Consider the following 17,981-nt stretch of genomic DNA (forward strand, 5'->3'; position numbering starts at 1 on the left):
ATTGCAGTCCAGCCGTCTGGCGTCCGGACTCAGTGCCGCATACCTGCCGTCTTTGTGAACGTAAAAAGCCCAATGCTAAATCCTAAATTGCCTTGAGAATCCTCGCCCTGCAGCTCAAGCGCATCGGGGATCTCGTCCTCACCACCCCGGCCCTGCGCGCCATGCATGCCGCGTGGCCGGAGGCGAAGATCGTCCTCGGCGTGATGGACGGCACCGCTCCCCTGCTCTCGGCCATTCCGTCGATCCAGGGTGGCATCGTGTTTGGCCGTGGCCGGGGCTGGAATCCCTGGCAGCAGGTGCTGACCGGCGGCTGGGACATGTGCTTCGACTTCACCGGCAACGATCGCTCGGCCTTCGCCACCGCCCTCTCGCGGGCGAAGACGCGGGTCGGCTTCGAATGGGTCCGGCGCAACCGCCTGCGGGCGCTCGCTTACAAGACGTGGAGCCCCTCGAAGGTGCGCGACGTCCACACCTCTCAACACTATCTGGACCTGGTGGCGGCGGCGAAAGCGGACATCGACCCCGATCTCCGGCCCGAACTCGTCCTTCCGGCAGCATCGTCCGCCCCGACAGAGCCTTACGCCCTGCTCCACCCCGGCACCGCCCGGCTCGAGAAATACTGGACCACTGCCGGTTGGGGCGCGGTCGCCGCCGACCTCTTCCAGAAGCACGGGCTGAAGACGATCATCACCAGCGGCCCCGATGCCTATGAAAAGGCCCATGTCGCGGAAATCCCTCATCTGGAGGAGGATAGGAAATGGGAAATCCAGTATCCGAAGGATTTGATTTCCCTCGCCACGCTGGTTGCCGGCGCGCGGATCGTGGTCAGTTGCGATACCGGGGTCGTTCACCTCGCCTCCGCCTTCCGCATCCCACAAATTGCCCTTTTCGGCCCGACCAACCCCTTCCACTGGCGTCCCCTGCACGACCGGGCGGTCGTTTTCTCCGCGGCCCAGCCGGACGCCCCCCTCACCGAGTTCACCCCGCGGATGAAAGGCGCCCCCATGGACCAAATCTCGACCGCAGCGGTGGTTCGTGCTATCGATTCCCTCCTCGCGCAACCGTGACCACTCTACATGTCCTCTAAAAAGATCTCCCGCAAAGACATAGCCAAGATGTCCCTGCGCGATTTCCTGCGCGCGAGCCGGGAACCGTACATGCGGCTGGCCAGCTACCTGAAACCGTATCGCGGCCGCTTCCTGCTGGGCATGCTCTGCGGCGCCCTTTTCGGTGTCGCCAATGGCGGCCTCGTCTTCCTGATCCGCAAGGTCGTCCCGCTGATCTTCCCGGATGACGGCTCGCACACCCTGAAATTCCCGGCCTGGATGCATCTGGCGCCGATCACGCCGGGGCACGCCACGCTCACCCAGGTCATCCTCGTCAGCGCCACCATCCCGGCCCTGATGTTGGTCCGCGGCGTGTTTTCCTATTCCAACGCCTACTGCATGCTGTGGGTGAGCCAGCACGTGCTCGACGACATCCGCCAGTCGCTCTTCCGGCACCTGCTCTCGCAGTCGCTCGAGTTCTTCAATCGCGCCAAGTCCGGCGAACTGGTGCAGACCGTCTTCAACCAGACCCGTGTCGCCCAACAGGCCCTCACCCAGATCGCCGGCGACCTCGTGAAGCAGCCCATCGCCATCATTTCCGGTCTCGTGGCCCTCTTCGCCACGGATGCGCGCTTCACCCTTTTCGCCTTTACCGTGTTCCCGCTCTGCCTGATCCCGGTGCTGGTCATCGGCAAGAAAGTGCGCAGTGCCGGGGCCAAGGAAGAAGAGGAAGCCGGCCAGCTCATGGTCGTGATGCAGGAAGCTTTCGCCGGGGTGCGCGTGGTCAAGACCCATGCGCGCGAAGAGTACGAGTCTGAGCGTTTCAACAAGGCCAACCTGGAGATGCTGAAATTCGCCATGCGCTGGCGGAAGGCGCAGGAATTGGTCACGCCCGCGGTGGAGACCGTGGCTTCGCTCGGCATCATCGCCGCGCTGATCTACGCCTACCGTTTCCATCTCGATTACGGCCGCTTCACCGCGCTGAACGCCGGCCTCGTCCTGCTCTACGACCCGGCGAAGACCCTCGGGCGCGTCAATATCCTCATGCAGAAATGCCTCGCGGCGACGACCAAGGTGTTTGTGCTCATCGATCGTCCGCCGGCCATCAACGATGCGCCGAACGCCAAGCCGCTCGCCGTCTCCCAGGGCGGGATCCGTTTTCAGGACATCACTTTCACCTACCCGACCAAGGACTCCATCCGGCCGGCGGTCCAAGGTCTCAGCATCGAAGTTCCCCCGGGGACGACTTGCGCGCTGGTCGGCGCCACGGGTGCGGGCAAGAGCACGCTCTTCTGGCTGCTGCAGCGCCTCTACGAGCCGTCTGCCGGGCGTATTTTCATCGACGGGCAGAACATCGACTCCGTCACCCAGTCCTCCCTGCGCGAGCACATCGCCATGGTGAACCAGGATACGTTCCTTTTCCACGACACCATCGCCGCCAATATCCGCTATGGCCGGCTGGATGCCACGCAGGCGGAGATCGAGGAAGCGGCCCGCCGCGCGCACATTCACGATTTCATCATCAGCCGGGAGAACGGGTATCAGACGGTCATCGGCGATCGTGGCTGCCAGCTTTCCGGCGGCCAGCAGCAGCGCCTGTGCATTGCGCGTGCGTTCTTGAAAGACGCGCCGATCCTGCTGCTCGACGAAGCCACCAGCGCGCTCGATTCCGAGACGGAGAAATACATCCAGGAAGATCTCGAGAAGCTGGCCAGGGGCCGCACCGTGCTGGCCATTGCGCATCGTCTTTCCACCATCCAGCGCGCCGACCAGATCGTGGTGCTCGAAAATGGCGAGATCAAGGAAGTCGGCACCCACGCCGAGCTCTTCGCGAAGAGCGGCTATTACCGCCGGCTCTACGATCTCCAATTCAATCGTCACCACGGTGGTGAGGTACCGCTGGCGGAATTGGCCGGAGTGGGTGTAGATGTAACCGCCCCGTGAAAACACTAGCGTTCCTCTGCCTCGCTTTCTTCCTCGCCGCGCCCTTTGTCTCGGCGCAGGAGAATTATGGGACCATCCACGTCATCACCAAGGTAATGCCCGATGGCACGAAGGTGACGACCAAGATGGATCCGGACAGCCATACTGCCGAGGAGATGACCACCGATGCGGCGGACAAGATGCTGCGGAAGACCGTCTACGCGCTCGGCGACAACAACGTGGCCCTGAGCGCCACGTTTTTCGATGCGAAGGGCACGGCGACTTACAAGGCGACCTACACGCGTGACGGCGCCGGGCACATCACGGAGGCCGCTTTCAATTCCATGGACGGCCGTTATCTCGGCAAGCGGGTCTTTGTCTACGACGGAGACAAAACCAAGCAGGTTATCGACTACGATGCCAACGGACAGCAGGTCGCGGCGTCGCAGCCCGCCGCGCCGAAGGGGAGCAGTAAGAAGAAGCGCTGATTTTTTCGATCCATCCAGCCGCCCGGTTTGCGGCTGACGAATAGACACATTCCACGACCATGAACGATCCCATTCGCGCTCAAACGCTCACGCCGCTCGATTTCGATATTTCCAAGGAACCGGTGCCGACCGATCCGGCGGCCAATCCGTTCCGTCTCGTCGTCGATCCCGTCATGCGCGTGCGCTTGCGGCGGGCCTTGTTCGAGCTCATCGAAAGCCACGATCAGGAACTGGCGCGGTATGTCGCCGAGGGCAGCCTCGCGCTGGATAGCTACAAGGAATACATCGAGCTCTTCGCACACAGTTTGAAGCAGACCATGAGCAGCCGCGAAGGCGTGGCCTATCTGCTGCAGGCGTGCGGCTTCGAGGTGCAGAAGGACGACGTCAATCTCCAGCCCGAGACCCGCTGGAAGGTGCAGCGATGAGGGAAGGGTGGTGATGGCATCCATCTTTGATCTTAATCGTTAATCGTTAATCCCGACCGTCGGTGAGGATCAACGATTAGGGATTAAGATTAAAGACTAAGGTCAAGGATTGAAGAGCGGCGCTGCGCGCGAGTGGGGACCCATCGCGCTCGGAGAGCGCGATCCACCCAGACGCCATACCGGTCCGCTGGGCCAGGCCGATTCCATTATTCAACGAACTTCTGTCGCAGCATGTTGGCAGAGCGCGCGATGGTAGGGCGGCGATCTTCGCCGTCACGGTGGACGCGTGGCCCTGGGACCCGGCCGCGGCGGTCAGGACGACCGCCCGGCAGTCAGAAAAGATTTGAAACTTGACGACCGGAACGAGGCCTACGCCAATGAGCGCCCCCTTCGTCCCCCTATGAACCTCTCCTCAATTTCAGTGGGCGTTCGCGTTTTTTTGGGCGCGATTTTTCTCCTTGCCGGCCACGGGCGCGCGGCGTCGCTGCCATTTATCACGACGTTTGCCAATGATACCGTGGGCGGTTTGCCCGCCGGATGGTCGGGCGCGCTGACGGCCAATCCCGCAGTGACGACCGCTCAGGCCGCGCCGGCGGATGCGAAAAGCGTCGTGTTCACGGCGGTGAATCAAGGAATGCAGACGAACGTCGGTTCGAACGCCGCGCTGCAGTGGGATTTCTGGATTCAACCGACGGGCACCGGGCGAAGCCTGACGATCGGCACGTTCGATTCGGGAAATCGCTACGGCATCTGGTTGACCTTCGGAAATACAAGCGGGCAGGTCAGCTACTATGCGAACAACACCTGGAACACGATTCCGGGCGCCACCTTCGTCGCGAATCAATGGTACCGCGTCCGGCTCGTCGGGCGTCTCGATCCGGCGAAGACTTTTGATTTCTATCTCAGCGCGGCGGGCGGTGGGGCATTGCCGGATTTGCCGCAGGGCCGCAATCTGCCGGTGCGCGACGCGGCGACGGTCGATTTCACGACTGTCCACGCGGGGACGTATGGGTTCTCCAACGCCGCCTATTTCGATGACTCGGCGGTGCAACTGCCGGTGACGGATGGATTCGACAGCGACGCGCCCGGGTTCGCCACCCCTGCGGGTTGGACGAATACCGGAACGACCGTGCCGCAGATTCTGGCCTCGGGCGCGGATGGCACGGTGTGCAGTGTGAGCCTGTATCAGACGACGAATCGGATCGAACATCCTTTCCCGCTGGCGGATGAGGTGACGATCGACGCGAAGGTCTATCCGACCTCCGTGGGCCGCACGGCGACGCTCACCATCTTTGACGAAACGCATCGCTGGGGGCCGTATCTTTCCTTCGGTGTTTCGTCGGGGAAGGTGAGCTATTTCACGGGAACTGCGTGGATGGACGTGCCGAATTTCACTTTCACGGCCAATGCCTGGTACCGGGTGCGGCTCGTGGCGCGCAGCCTGCCGGCGCCTTCTTTCGATATTTATCTGAGCGCTGCGAATTCCGATACGCTGCCCGCCACACCGCAAGGGGTGGGCTTGCCGTTGCGTGATCCGTTGGCGGTGGATTTTGCGACATTCGGTGTGGATGGCTTCGGCGAGACGGCGCCCTGGCAACTCGACAGCGTGGAAATAACGCAAGGCCTCGAGCCGGCTACGCTGGCGGCACTCACTCCCGCCAATAACACGACCGCGTACATTCCCACGCCTTCGTTCACGTGGACGAGCTCGCCGACGGCGGAAAGCTACGATACCCAGATCGCGACCGACGCCGCGTTCACCAACGTGATCTACACCGACAATGTGCCGATGAATCGATATGTAGCCAATCAGCCGCTGCCGGGCGGTGATGTCTATTGGCGCGTCCGCGGGCACGATAGCAGTGGCCTTGTGGGAACCTACAGCCCGGCGTTTAAGTTCACGATCGCGGCTCCGACACACACCTACAATCTCGCCGCGACCGCGACGGTGTCGGACATTCAGACCACCATCGCCAACGCGGTCACGCCTGCGGTGGTCAATTTCGCCGCGAGCGCCAGTTACACGCTCGCGCCGACGACCGTGCTCTTTACCGCGACGAATAAGTCCGACCTCATCATCAATGGCAATGGCGCGAACATCACGTTCACGAATCCCATGTGCGGGCTGGCCCAAATCAACAATTGCCAGCGGGTGCTCATCCGCGATCTCACGGTCGACTACAATCCCGTGCCTTTCAGCGTGGGCACGATCGTGTCGACGACGGCGGGCGGCAGTTTCACCATGACGCTCGATAGCGGAATGCCGCCTTTCAACGCGCCGCATATGCTGGCCAATTGGACGTGGGGCGTGCTGCTCGACCCAACGAATCCCGGCAAAATCCAAGCCGGCACGCCCATCGTCATCAGCACCGTCTCTCAATCCGTCGTGCAGAATGGCAATCAATACACGCTGCAACTCGGCGATCCGAGCGTGATCAGTTGCTTCATTCCGGGCAGGAAGTACATTCAGTTTGCGCGCAACAACGGCGGTACGACTTTCGTGACGGCGAACGGCGGCGCGGACGTGACTTGTTACAATCTGGTCAACTACGCGATTTCCGGCGCGCACTACATGTGCCTCGATGGCAGCGATTTCAAAGTGCTCCACTGCCACTCGCTCATCAAAAGCGGACGCTGGTTTGGCGGCAATGCCGACGGAGTGCACGCGCGCTTCAACACGATCGGTCCGTGGGTCGAGCAGTCGGAGTTCAACGGGATCGGGGACGACTCGGTCGCGCTTTATTCGAAGGGCGTTTTCATTCAGCAGAAGCTGTCCAATACGTCGATCCGGCTCGATACCGACTTCTTCAATTTCTCGGTGGGCGATACCTTTACCATCTTCAATCCGCGCGACGGCGTGCCCGTGGCCGAGAATCTGACGGTGACCAGCAAGACGGCTGTCGGGAGTCCGACGACCGCGTACGATATCGGCTTCACTCCGGCGGTGACCGGAGCGATTCAGACTTCCGACCCCAACCCAGTGAACAACGACCAGGTGTTCACCCGGACGAAGCTGGCGCAAGGATTCATGCTGCGAGGCAACACCTTCCACAATATCCGCCGCTACGGCAGCATCATCCGCGCTTCGTCTGGGGTGGTGGAGAACAATCACTACGATGGCATTTCCGACGTGCCGATTATCTTTCGCAACGAACCCGACCTGTGGCGCAACGGTCTGCAGAGCACCGATATCATCGTGAGCGGAAACACGATCACCAACTCCGGCTTTTCCACCGGTGCGGTATCGATGGGACAGATCCAGATGAGCATCTACAAGCTCGGCTCGCTCTACGGAGCGTGGCGCGGGCACCAGCGGATCACGATCTCGGACAACGTCGTGAGCAACTGGCAGGAGTACGGGATCAGCGTGCTCAATGGGGCGGAGATCAGCCTGCTGAACAATGAGATCACCGCCGATCCCGGCGCGACTTTCAACAATTCGCGCCCCCACTACGGCATCTATATGGACAACTCCCAGGATTCCGAGATTCTCAATAACTCGTTTACCGATCCGCGGACCTTGACGCTGGATGTCTTCGTGACGACCAATACCAGTAACATCACCGTTCAGCCCTGAGGGCTGTGGGCCGTAGCCGGGGGGTGAGCGAGCTCACGAGCGCTACCACCGGAAATCATCCAAGAGACGAATGCGCTCCGAAGGTGGTGCCGGAATCTTCCGCTGACGGGAGATTCCACCATCCCTATTTCGCGCCGCTTGCATCGGGCGCCTGCTGCTCGGCTGCCGGTTTCGCGGCTTTATGGAGCGGCGGAATCCCGAGGTCCCATTTCCAGCCGTGCGTGCCGACATATCCGAGGTAGAGGACCCCCAGAACGCACAATCCTAACAGCAACCCTCGCAGGAGCGCACCGACTAGCGAGACGGAGTGTTGGACCAGCCTCGCTGTGGGCGATTTGGCGGCTTTGGCCGCCATCGCCCCCCGGGCTGTGCCCATAGTGGAACTTGCCCCGCCATGCCTTGTGAACGAGCTGCGGGAACTTCTCCGCAACTGCGGGAAAGAAATACCGCTCCGTGGCGTCCGCCTCATTGGCATCCCAGCGGGGAAATTTGACGTCGAGAAAGGCCACCAGCACCTGGCAATGCGCCTTGGTTACCCCGGTAAAGTAATCAGACCCCGCCGTCTGACAGAGATCGTGGAAAAACTGTGCCCGGTCTTCCTTTCGCGCCTTCAACTCCGCGGCGAAAAGATCAGGATGGAGCTGCAGCTTCTCGATGTCCCACAGCGCCAGCTTCTTGGCGTTCTTGGGCTCCTCCTTCGCCTTGGCCATCTGCGCCCCGGCTTCCTCCTTCAGCAGACCGGCCGGGATCGGGATGGCAAAATAACTGAGGAAAGCGATCTGTTCCGCAGTGGCCGGCTCTGGCGGGGGCGGAGGAGGCGGTGGTTCGGCCGGAGGCTCCGCGGACGTTTCCAGCACTTTACCCAAGGGTTCCCACTCTGAAGAACCCATCCGGCAGGCCAGGTCCTCCGCTTCGAAATCCCCCTGCTGGATCAAGGTGCGCACCGCCTCTTCACTGAAGGGGCCCATCTTTTCACCGTCGCGCAGGATATAGATATTCACAGGGGGATTGAGCTCTTAATCAGGAAGGTCGTCGGATACTTAAATGGTTTCCAGAGAGAGACGCCGGAAAGAGATTAAGATTAGATGAGGGCAGAATTAAAAGAGGGGCGCGAACTTTTCCCATCGTTTCGGTTGAAAATTATTTAAAACGCCACAAATATTTCTAAGTCCCACGGGTACCGGGGGTCTTCACTTGCAAGCGCACGCAGGCTGCGGCCTGTTAATAGCTGGAATGAACTGAGTTTCATCTAGGTATTAGCAGGAATGATTTCAGCCGCTGACGATCCTATTCGTTGGTAGCGAGGCGTCCCCCGCCAAAATACCCAAATCAGAACATCATGAGCGAAATCAAACCTGTGACTTGGTTCGACGATCCGTCGCACTTCCGCAAAACCTCCCGCCGCGAATTCCTATTCGCCGGTCTCGTTGGCAGCCTCGGCCTTACGCTGGGCGATTACTTCAAACTTCGTGCGGAAGAGGCGGCGACCGTGGACGGTCTCGTTCCGCAGGCCGAATCGCTGATTCACATCTTCCTCCCCGGTGGCTGCGCCCACCAGGAAACCTGGGATCCGCATCCCTACGCCCCCATCGAGTATCGCGGCCCGCTGGGCACGGTGGATACCAAGATCCCCGGCGTGAAATTCTCGCAGTACCTGCAGGAAACGGCCAAGATCGCCGACAAGATCACGGTCGTGCGGTCCATGACTCACGGTGACGCTGCCCACGAGCGTGGCACCCACAACATGTTCACCGGCTACAAGCCGTCGCCGGCGCTCCTCTTCCCGTCCATGGGATCGGTCGTCTCGCACGAACTCGGGTCGCGGAACAACCTGCCGCCCTACGTCTGTGTGCCGAACATGCCGAACGAATACGCCGGCACGGGCTATCTCTCCACGAGCTACGGCCCGTTCAGTCTCGGTGGCGATCCGGCCAGCCGCGGCTTCAAAGTGCGCGACCTGAACATGCATGACGGCATTGCCCGGGAGCGTTTCGATCAGCGCCGGGATATCCTCTCCACGGTGGATGAGCATTTCCGCACGCTCGAGAAGAGCGACGCGCTCACCGCGATGGATAGCTTCTATCAGTCCGCCTACTCGCTGGTTTCCTCGGCCTCCGCCCGCGAAGCCTTCAATCTCGCGGCCGAGCCGCAGAAGATTCGTGACGAGTACGGCCAGCACGACGCCGGCCAGCGCATGCTCATGGCCCGCCGCCTCGTCGAGGCCGGCGTGCGTTTCGTGTCGCTGACCTACGGGGGCTGGGACATGCACCAGAACGTCGCCCGGAACATGGAGCGTCAGCTCCCGCATTTCGACCAGGCGTTCGCCGCCCTCATCACCGATCTCGATCGCCGTGGCATGCTCGACAAGACCCTCGTCATGGTCTCGTCCGAGTTCGGCCGCACGCCGAAGATCAACAAGGACGCCGGCCGCGATCACTGGCCGCGCGTCTTCTCCGTGGCCTTCGCCGGCGGTGGCTTCAAGCGCGGTTACATCCATGGCGCCTCCGATCCGACCGGTTCGGAACCCGACAGCGATCCGCTCACGGTGGAAAATATGGCCGCCACGGTCTTCACCCAGCTCGGCATCAAGCCCGACAAGAAGCTCATGTCGCCCGGTGGCCGTCCGCAGGCCATTGTCCGCGACGGCACGGTGGTGCCGGAGCTCCTGGCGTAAGGTCATCCGTGGTTTGACCTCCTAAACTCTGAACAGCGCGAAACGCGGCGGCACGGCCTCAAGCTAGCCGCCGCGTTTTCCGCGCCCAGCCCACGTTTTACTTTCGTGAATATGCCGTTCCCCGTCCGTTCCAGTTCAAAAAACCACCGCATTTCTTTTGGTGCGGCGGTCATGGCTTCCTGTTTCCTGGCGGCCAGCGCCTTTGCCGGCACGCCCCGCGTCTCCTTTATCTATCCCGCCGGCGTTCAGCGCGGCACCGAGATCGAGGTCGCCTGTTCCGGCCAGAATCTCTCCGATGCCCGGACGTTCGTCTTCGATGAACCCGGTTTCGAGTCGCAGATCGTGAAGCTGGACAGCGCCAGCAAGTTCACCGCGAAGATCAAGGCGGGCCCGAACGTGCATCTCGGCGAGCACACCCTCCGTATCGTCACCGACTCCGGCATCGCGGATGTGCGCACCTTTTACGTTTCGCCGTTCCCGATGGTCGAGGAAGCGGTCAGTAAGGAGAAGCCGGTCCCGCCACAGCACATCGCGCTGAACACCACGGTCTACGGCCGCACCCCGGACGACAAGCGCTCCCAGTACGAGGTCGACCTCAAGAAAGGCGAGCGGCTTTCCGTGGAGGTCATCGGCCTGCGCCTGCACACGCAGACGCCCTACGATCCTTTCCTTTCCATCACCAAGGCCGACGGCACCCCGGTCATCGAAGTCGATGACACCGGCTTCAGCCGCCAGGATCCCGTGGCGAGCATCCTCGCGCCCGAGGATGGCAAATACATCATCACCGTTCGTGATACGACCAACGCCGGCCCTGGCCAGTGCCACTACATCATGAACATCGGCACCTTCGCGCGTCCGATGGCCGTCTATCCTGCCGGCGGCCCCGCGGGGGCAAGCCTGAAGGTGAAAATGATCGGCGACGCTTCCGGTCCTTTCGATCAAACGGTCAAACTGCCCGAAAAAGCGACCGAAGATTTCGAACTCTATACCAACCAAGGCGAGGCCACGCCGCAGCCGAACGTCATGCGCGTCTCGTACTTCCCGAACGTGCTCGAGGCGGAGCCGAACAACGACATCGAACATGCGACCGTCGTAAACCAGGAATTCCCCTGCGCGATCAACGGCATCATCGACCAAAAGGACGACATCGATTTCTTCAAGTTCACGGCGAAGAAAGATCAGCAACTCGACTTCACGGTCTATGCGCGCCGCATCAATTCGCCGCTCGATTCCGTCATGGAGATTCACAGTAGCAAGGGCGCCCGGCTCGCCTTGAATGACGACTCCGGTGGGCCCGACAGCTACCTGCGCTGGAAAGCTCCCGCGGATGGCGACTATTACATTTCCATCAAAGACCAGCTTGGCCGTGGCGGACCGGATTTCGTTTATCGCCTGGAAGTCACCGCCATCGAGCCGAAGCTCACTGCCTGGCTGCCGGAAATGACGATCAATCAGAATCAGGATCGTCGCGCCATCCCGGTGCCGAAAGGCAATCGCTACGCCTCACTCGTCCGCATCAAGCGCTTCGATGCCAGCGGCGAAGTGGTGCTCAATCCGGTGGATCTGCCGGCAGGCATCACCGCCAGCGCACCGCATGTGGACAAGAGCGTGGATACCGTCCCGATGGTGTTTGAAGCCGCGCCGGACGCTGCCATCTCGGCCCATGATTTCGACATGCAGGCCAAGCTGGTCGACCCGCCGAAGGACGCGAAGGTGACCAGCGAAGTGGATCACATGGTGGACATCATGGAATACAACAACCAGCGGCCTTTCTATGTGCGCCATCTGCACTCGCTGCCCGCCGCGGTGATCGATGAGATTCCGGTAAAGATCAGCGTCGAGCAGCCCAAGGTGCCGCTGCTTCAAAGCGGTTCCATGAATTTGAAGATCAAGGCCGAGCGGAAAGGCGATTTCAAGGGACCGATCACCATCACTCTTCTCTACGCACCGCCGGGCATCGGCAGCGCCGGTTTGCAGCAGATCAAGGAAGGCGAAAACGAAGGTACGGTGACCATCAGCGCCAACCCCAACGCCGCCCTGCAGAAGTGGCAGATCTGTGTCGTGGGCAATGCCGACTTCGGCAAGGGCCCGGTCTGGTTCAGCACGCAGCTCATCGACGTCGAAGTCGCCGCCCCGTTCGTCGCTGGCAAGCTGGCCCGCACCTATGTGGACCAGGGGGACACCACCACCATGACGGTGGATCTCGACCAAAAGACCCCCTTCGATGGCAAGGCCAAGCTCCAGCTTCTCGGCCTTCCACCAAACTGCACCGCGGAAGACGTGGAAATCACCAAGGACGACAAGCAGGCGAAGTTCACTGTCAAGGCCGACAAGACCACGCCGGCCGGACAGCACAAACAAGTCTTCTGCTCATTCACCCTGCAGAAAGATGGCGAGCCCATGACGTCGACCTTTGCTCAAGGTGGCATCCTGCGCGTCGACAAGGCCAGCGTCGCGAAGAACGACGCCGCGGCCACCCCCAACGAAACAGCCAAGAAGTAACCCAGAGTCCATTTTCCTATGCGCTCCTCGAAAATCACCACGCTGCTCCTCTCGACCTGCCTGTTTGCCACCGGCGGGTTGTTGCACGTCGCCGCTGAGTCCGGCGCCGCTACTGTCGAGGTCTTTCCGGCCGATGTGAACCTGAAATTCCTGCGCGACAAGCAGTCGCTCGTCGTCCGCACCACCGAGGCGAATGGCGTGAATCGCAACGTCACCGCCGAGGCGAAGTTCACCCTCGTCGACCCGGGCAAGGCCCGCGTTGAGAAGGGCGTCGTGTATCCGGTGGCCGATGGCCAGACGACGCTCAAGGTGGAGTATCAAGGCCACGAGATCGACGTGCCCGTCAAAGTCGCGGAAGCGAAGACCGATCAGGCGGTCAGCTTCCGCCTCGACGTCATGCCCGTCTTCATGAAGGCCGAGTGCAATCACTGCCACGGCGCCGCCCGCGGGCAGGACGGCTTCCGCCTCTCGCTCTGGGGCTTCGATCCCGAGGGCGACCACTATCGTCTTACCCACGAGCTTTCCGGCCGCCGCATCAACCTCGCCATTCCCGAGGAATCGATGCTCGTGACCAAGGCCACGGGCGCCGCACCGCACACCGGCGGCAAGTTGTTCGAGAAGGACAGCGAAATGGCCAAGACCTTCATTCGCTGGCTCTCCGCCGGCGCGCCCAATGATCCGGCGGATATCGCCAAGCCGGTCAGCCTCGAGCTCCTGCCGAAGAAGCTCGTCCTCGAAAGCCCCGGCCAGAACTTCCAGATCACGGCGCGCGTTCACTACTCCGATGGCACAGACCGCGATGTCACCAATCTCGCGCTCTTCCTGACGAGCAACGAAGGCTCCGCGAAGATCAGCAAGGACGGCCTCATCACCACCGGCCAGCGTGGCGAAGCATTCGTCATGGCCCGTTACGCCACCTTCACCGTCGGCACGCAGGTCATCGTCATCCCGAAGGGCCTGAAATACCAATGGCCGCAGGTCGAGGAGCGCAATTTCGTCGACAAGCTCGTCGACGAAAAACTCCAGAACCTGCGCATCACGCCCAGCGAGATCTGCAACGACGAGACCTTCCTCCGCCGTGCCTATATCGACATCACGGGCACGCTGCCGACCAGCGAGGAAGTGACCAAGTTCACCTCCGACCAGGATTCGCAGAAGCGGGCGAAGAAGATCGACGAACTGCTCGGCCGCAGCGAATTCGTCGACCTCTGGTCGCTCAAGTTCAGCGACCTCCTGCAGGTCCGCTCTGGCAACAACAACCAGGGCAGCCCGAAGGCCACGGAGCTCTACTACACCTGGCTGCGCAACAAGTTCGAAAAGAACGTGCCGATGAACGAAATCGCCCGCCAGCTGATCAGCGCGAGCGGTTCGAACTTCGAGAATCCCGCGGCGAATTACTACCAGCTCGAGACCGATCCGCTGAAGCTCGCGGAAAACACCGCGCAGGCTTTCCTCGGCATTCGCATCCAGTGCTCGCAGTGCCATAACCATCCGTTCGATCGCTGGACGACGGAAGACTATCGCGGCTTCGTCGCCTTCTTCACGCAGATCGGCCGCAAGCCGGGTGAAGATCCGCGCGAGAAGATCATCTTCAACAGCGGTGGCGGCGAATCGCGCAGCATCGTGGACAACCACGTGGTTCCGCCGAAGTTCCTCGGTGGCGACGCGCCGGATTGCACCGGCAAGGATCGTCGCCAGGTCCTCGCCGATTGGGTCGCCTCGCCCGATAATCCCTACTTCCCGCAGCACATTGCCAACCTCGTGTGGGCGCAGTACATGGGCCGTGGCATCGTCGAGCCGGTGGATGATGTGCGCATCTCCAATCCCGCCTCGAATCCCGAACTGCTCGAAGCGCTGGCCAAGAAGATCATCGCGGATAATTACGACCTGCGGAAAATCGTCCGCGACATCTGCAATTCGCGCGCTTATCAGACGGCCTCACGCGCGAACGAGACCAACGCGCTCGACGATCGCAACTTCGCCAAGGCGACCATCCGCCGCATGCGCGCCGAGGTGCTCCTCGACGCCATCACCGAGGTGACCGACACGCAGGACAAGGAAAAGTTCCGTGGCGTGCCGCTCGGCGGCCGTTCCGTGCAGATCGCCGATGGCAACACGACGAACTATTTCCTCACCACCTTCGGCCGCAAGGATCGCCAGACCGTGTGCAGCCGCGAAGAAGTCGGCCCCACGCTCAGCCAGGCGCTGCATCTCCTCAATGGCACCACCATTGAAGACAAGATCACGCAAGGCGGTGTGGTGAAGAAGCTCATGGACTCGAACCGCACCCCGCGCGAAATCGCCTCCGAGCTGTATCTCCGTTGCTTCGGCCGATTCCCGACCGAAAACGAACTGGTGAAACTCGAAAAATACTGGGGCGTCACCGAGACCCAGCCCCAGGCTTACCACGACATCTTCTGGGCGTTGCTTAACGCCAAGGAGTTCATGTTCAACCATTGATTTGCCGTGAAGAAACTCGCTGTTCTTAGTGCCACGATTGCGGTTGCGCTGACCGCGCAGGGAGCGGACAAGGTCACCTACGATGAGCAGATCATGCCCATCCTCCGCAACTCCTGCCTCAACTGCCACAACCCTGACAAGAAGAAGGCCGGCCTCGACCTTTCGACTTATCAGGCCGCGTTGCAAGGCAGTGAAAACGGCAAGGTGCTCGAATCCGGCAATCCGGCCTCGAGCCTGCTCGTGAAGTGCATCAAGCAGACCGACGATCCGAAGATGCCGCCGAAGGGGGACAAGCTCTCGGACGCCGACATCGCGATCTTTGAAAAATGGATCGCCGGCCAGTTGCTCGAGAACGCCAGCGGCAAAGCGGTCGCGGTCTCGGCCAACAAAGTGACCGTCGCCGCCGTGTCGTTGACGCGTCCCGACGGCCCGCCGCCCATGCCGGGCGACCTGCCGCTCGAGCCGTATGTCCGCACGACGCACACCAACGCGATCGTCGCCATGGCGGTCAACCCGTGGGCGCCGGTCGTGGCCATCGGCGGCCAGAAGCAGGTGCTGCTTTACAACACCGACACGCTCCAGCCGCTCGGCGTGCTGCCGTTCCCGGAAGGGTTCCTCGATGTCCTCCATTTCAGCCGCAACGGCCAGGTGCTCATGGCCGGTGGTGGCATGGGTGGCAAGTCGGGCAAAGTCGCGCTCTGGGATCTCAAGACCGGTGAACGCATCGCCACCATCGGCAATGAATTCGACCAGGCGCTCGCCGCGGACCTCAGCCCCGATCAGCAATTCGTCGCCCTCGGCGGACCGCTCAAGCTGCTCAAGATTTACTCCACCAAGGATGGCAAACTCGTCCAGTCGATCAAGAAACACACCGACTGGGTGACAGCGATCGCGTTCTCCGCGGATGGCAAATATCTCGCCAGCGCCGACCGCGCCGGCGGCATCCAGATTTGGGAAAGCGGCACGTGGAAGGAATTCAATACCCTGCCCGGCCACAAAGGCATGGTCACCGGCCTCGCCTTCATGCCCGGCGTCCTCGCCTCGTGCGGCGAAGACGGCAAAGTCACGTTGTGGGATGCGAAGGAAGGCAAGGAGATCAAGTCTTGGACCGCCCACGCTGGTGGTGTGGAATGGGTGGACTTCACTCCCGACGGCAAGCTCATCTCCTGCGGCCGTGACAAGATTGCCCGCGTGTGGGATCAGACCGGCAAGAAGCTCGGCGAGACGAAGCCGGCGGACGATATCGCCCTGCGCGCCGGGTTGGAAAACGATCGCATGATCGTCGGCGATTGGACCGGCAAGATCCAGGTTGTAAAAATGGATGGCGACGTCGCTGGCACGCTGAGCGCCAACCCGCCAACGCTCGCCGAACGCGCCACCGCCACGGCGAAGGACCTGGCCGATGCGCAGATCGCCCTGCCCAAGTTGCAGGACCAACTCACTGCCGCCGAAGCCAAACTGCAGACCGAGAAGACGAATGCGGACAACGCTTACAAGGCGGCGCTCGCTGCCGCGCAGAAGCACAAGGACGAAGCGCAGAAAATTGTCGAAGCGCACAAGTCCGCCGTGCCTTCCGCGGAGAAGCATCTCACGGAATTGAAGACGCAGATCGCCGCATCGCAAAAGACTGTGGCCGATGCCAGGACGGCGGTCGAAGCCGCGCAGAAAACGCTCGCTGACAAGCAGGCCGCGATCAACACGCCCGGCGCGGAGATCGATACCGCCAGGCAGGAAGTCACCAACAAGACGACCGCCCAGACGGAAGCGGAGAAGCAACTGACCGCGCGTAAAGACGAAGTCACCAAGGCCGAAGCCGAATTGACGAAGCTGCGTGCGTCCACCCCGGCAGCCATCGCTGCGGCGGAGAAAGTGTTGCAGCAGGCCAACACGCAGTTGGCCACCGCGCAGAAACCGCCGGCCCCTGTTGCCGCCGTGACCGCTGCCGAGCAGGATGTCACGAAGATCAAGGCTTCGATCGAGGACACCAAAGCGCAGATCATTGCGGACAAGGCCAATGCGGACCGTTGGAAAGTCGCGCAGGTTCTGCAGAGCGCCCACGACGCTCACGACGCGTTGCTCGCCAAGCAGGCCCAGTACGAGCAGCTCATGCAAACCGCGAAGGATGCCCCGCAGGCGATCGAGAACGCCAGGAACGATCTCGCGAATGCGCAGAAGACCATTGCGGACGCCCCGGCCAAAGCGAAGGAGAAGGAAGACGCTTTTGCCAAGGCTCGCGAGGCCGTCGAAGCCGCCAAGAAAACCGTCGCCGCGGCGGAAGATCTGGCCAAGGAAAAGGACAAGAACGCCCAGACCGTCGCGGATAACGCGCCGACCATGGGCGATGTCACGAATCTCACCAAGAAGATGGAAGGTCTGAATGCCGAGGCGGCGAAGCTGCGCGAAGAACGCAATTCGCACTCGCAGGGCAGCCCCGAATATCTCGCCGCGAATACCAAATATCAGGCGAAAAAAGCGGAGATCACGAACACGCAAACGGGCATTGACCGCCGCGAGCGCGAAGAACATGGAGGCCCCGGAAGTGAAAGCCGCGCAGGCGGAATCCGACAAGGCCCGCGCTGCTTTCGACGAAGCCAAGCGTGGCTTGAAGCCGCTCATCAAGGCCGCGGCGGAAGCCGAGAAGGCGATCGCCCAGGCCAAGAAAAACGTCGAGGCCGCGACCCAGCTCGCCGCGCGTTTGCAGAAGGACATGCCGCAGATCATCAAGGACGCGGAAACGCAGAAGACGGAGGCCGAAAAAGCCGCCGCGATTGCCGCCAAGGAAGTGGAAGCCGCCAAGGCCGAAGCTGACAAACGCCGCGCCGATTACGAGACGATCAAGGGTGGAGGCGCCAAGGCCGCCGCCCTGGCAACGCCGGCGAAGAAATC

The 17,981-nt window shown here is 61.6% G+C and carries 10 protein-coding genes; 9 read left to right on the top strand and 1 reads right to left on the bottom strand.

All coding sequences use genetic code 11. The annotated features are described in order from the left end of the window. Nucleotides 1–92 precede the first annotated feature (92 nt). From CFE428DRAFT_RS25785 to CFE428DRAFT_RS25805, 5 genes are all read left to right on the top strand, one after another. A complete protein-coding gene (locus CFE428DRAFT_RS25785) occupies nt 93–1,067 on the top strand; it encodes a glycosyltransferase family 9 protein (RefSeq protein ID WP_006982626.1) in 975 nt (324 codons plus the stop codon). A 9-nt stretch (nt 1,068–1,076) separates the two neighbouring features. Continuing rightward, on the top strand, nt 1,077–2,990 hold the full coding sequence (locus CFE428DRAFT_RS25790; RefSeq protein WP_006982627.1) for an ABC transporter ATP-binding protein: 1,914 nt from the start codon (nt 1,077–1,079) through the stop codon (nt 2,988–2,990). Continuing rightward, entirely contained in the window at nt 2,987–3,457 is a 471-nt protein-coding gene (locus tag CFE428DRAFT_RS25795; RefSeq protein WP_006982628.1) for a hypothetical protein, read from the top strand. The genes CFE428DRAFT_RS25790 and CFE428DRAFT_RS25795 overlap by 4 nt, the downstream gene beginning before the upstream one ends. Nucleotides 3,458–3,516: 59 nt before the next feature. Beyond that, nucleotides 3,517–3,882, top strand: a complete 366-nt coding sequence (locus tag CFE428DRAFT_RS25800; RefSeq protein ID WP_006982629.1) for a hypothetical protein — start codon at nt 3,517–3,519, stop codon at nt 3,880–3,882. 400 nt (nt 3,883–4,282) lie between these two features. Next, entirely contained in the window at nt 4,283–7,459 is a 3,177-nt protein-coding gene (locus tag CFE428DRAFT_RS25805) for a right-handed parallel beta-helix repeat-containing protein (RefSeq protein ID WP_006982630.1), read from the top strand. A 179-nt stretch (nt 7,460–7,638) separates the two neighbouring features. On the opposite strand, the gene CFE428DRAFT_RS25810 is transcribed toward CFE428DRAFT_RS25805, so the two are convergent. Continuing rightward, nucleotides 7,639–8,460 carry a DUF4339 domain-containing protein gene (locus tag CFE428DRAFT_RS25810; RefSeq protein ID WP_006982631.1) on the bottom strand — a complete coding sequence of 274 codons (822 nt, stop codon included), beginning with the start codon at nt 8,458–8,460 and terminating at the stop codon, nt 7,639–7,641. A gap of 338 nt (nt 8,461–8,798) precedes the next feature. Between CFE428DRAFT_RS25810 and CFE428DRAFT_RS25815 the strand changes: the two genes are divergently transcribed. From CFE428DRAFT_RS25815 to CFE428DRAFT_RS25830, 4 genes are all read left to right on the top strand, one after another. Continuing rightward, a complete protein-coding gene (locus CFE428DRAFT_RS25815) occupies nt 8,799–10,133 on the top strand; it encodes a DUF1501 domain-containing protein (RefSeq protein ID WP_006982632.1) in 1,335 nt (444 codons plus the stop codon). A gap of 171 nt (nt 10,134–10,304) precedes the next feature. Next, a complete protein-coding gene (locus tag CFE428DRAFT_RS25820; protein ID WP_006982633.1) occupies nt 10,305–12,635 on the top strand; it encodes a PPC domain-containing protein in 2,331 nt (776 codons plus the stop codon). Nucleotides 12,636–12,653: 18 nt separating this feature from the next. Next, a complete protein-coding gene (locus CFE428DRAFT_RS25825) occupies nt 12,654–15,095 on the top strand; it encodes a DUF1549 domain-containing protein (protein ID WP_006982634.1) in 2,442 nt (813 codons plus the stop codon). A gap of 6 nt (nt 15,096–15,101) precedes the next feature. Further along, nucleotides 15,102–17,903: a c-type cytochrome domain-containing protein gene (locus CFE428DRAFT_RS25830; protein WP_006982635.1), complete on the top strand. Its 2,802-nt coding sequence runs from the start codon at nt 15,102–15,104 to the stop codon at nt 17,901–17,903. The last annotated feature ends 78 nt before the right edge of the window (nt 17,904–17,981 follow it).

Source organism: Chthoniobacter flavus Ellin428 (genome assembly GCF_000173075.1).
GTDB classification, from domain to species: Bacteria; Verrucomicrobiota; Verrucomicrobiia; order Chthoniobacterales; family Chthoniobacteraceae; genus Chthoniobacter; species Chthoniobacter flavus.

Bases quoted from the DNA above. Each gene is read 5' to 3' on its own strand.
- CFE428DRAFT_RS25790 (WP_006982627.1), top strand. From the start codon at position 1,077: ATGTCCTCTAAAAAGATCTCCCGCAAAGACATAGCCAAGATGTCCCTG.
- CFE428DRAFT_RS25800 (WP_006982629.1), top strand. From the start codon at position 3,517: ATGAACGATCCCATTCGCGCTCAAACGCTCACGCCGCTCGATTTCGAT.
- CFE428DRAFT_RS25805 (WP_006982630.1), top strand. From the start codon at position 4,283: ATGAACCTCTCCTCAATTTCAGTGGGCGTTCGCGTTTTTTTGGGCGCG.
- CFE428DRAFT_RS25815 (WP_006982632.1), top strand. From the start codon at position 8,799: ATGAGCGAAATCAAACCTGTGACTTGGTTCGACGATCCGTCGCACTTC.
- CFE428DRAFT_RS25820 (WP_006982633.1), top strand. From the start codon at position 10,305: ATGGCTTCCTGTTTCCTGGCGGCCAGCGCCTTTGCCGGCACGCCCCGC.
- CFE428DRAFT_RS25825 (WP_006982634.1), top strand. From the start codon at position 12,654: ATGCGCTCCTCGAAAATCACCACGCTGCTCCTCTCGACCTGCCTGTTT.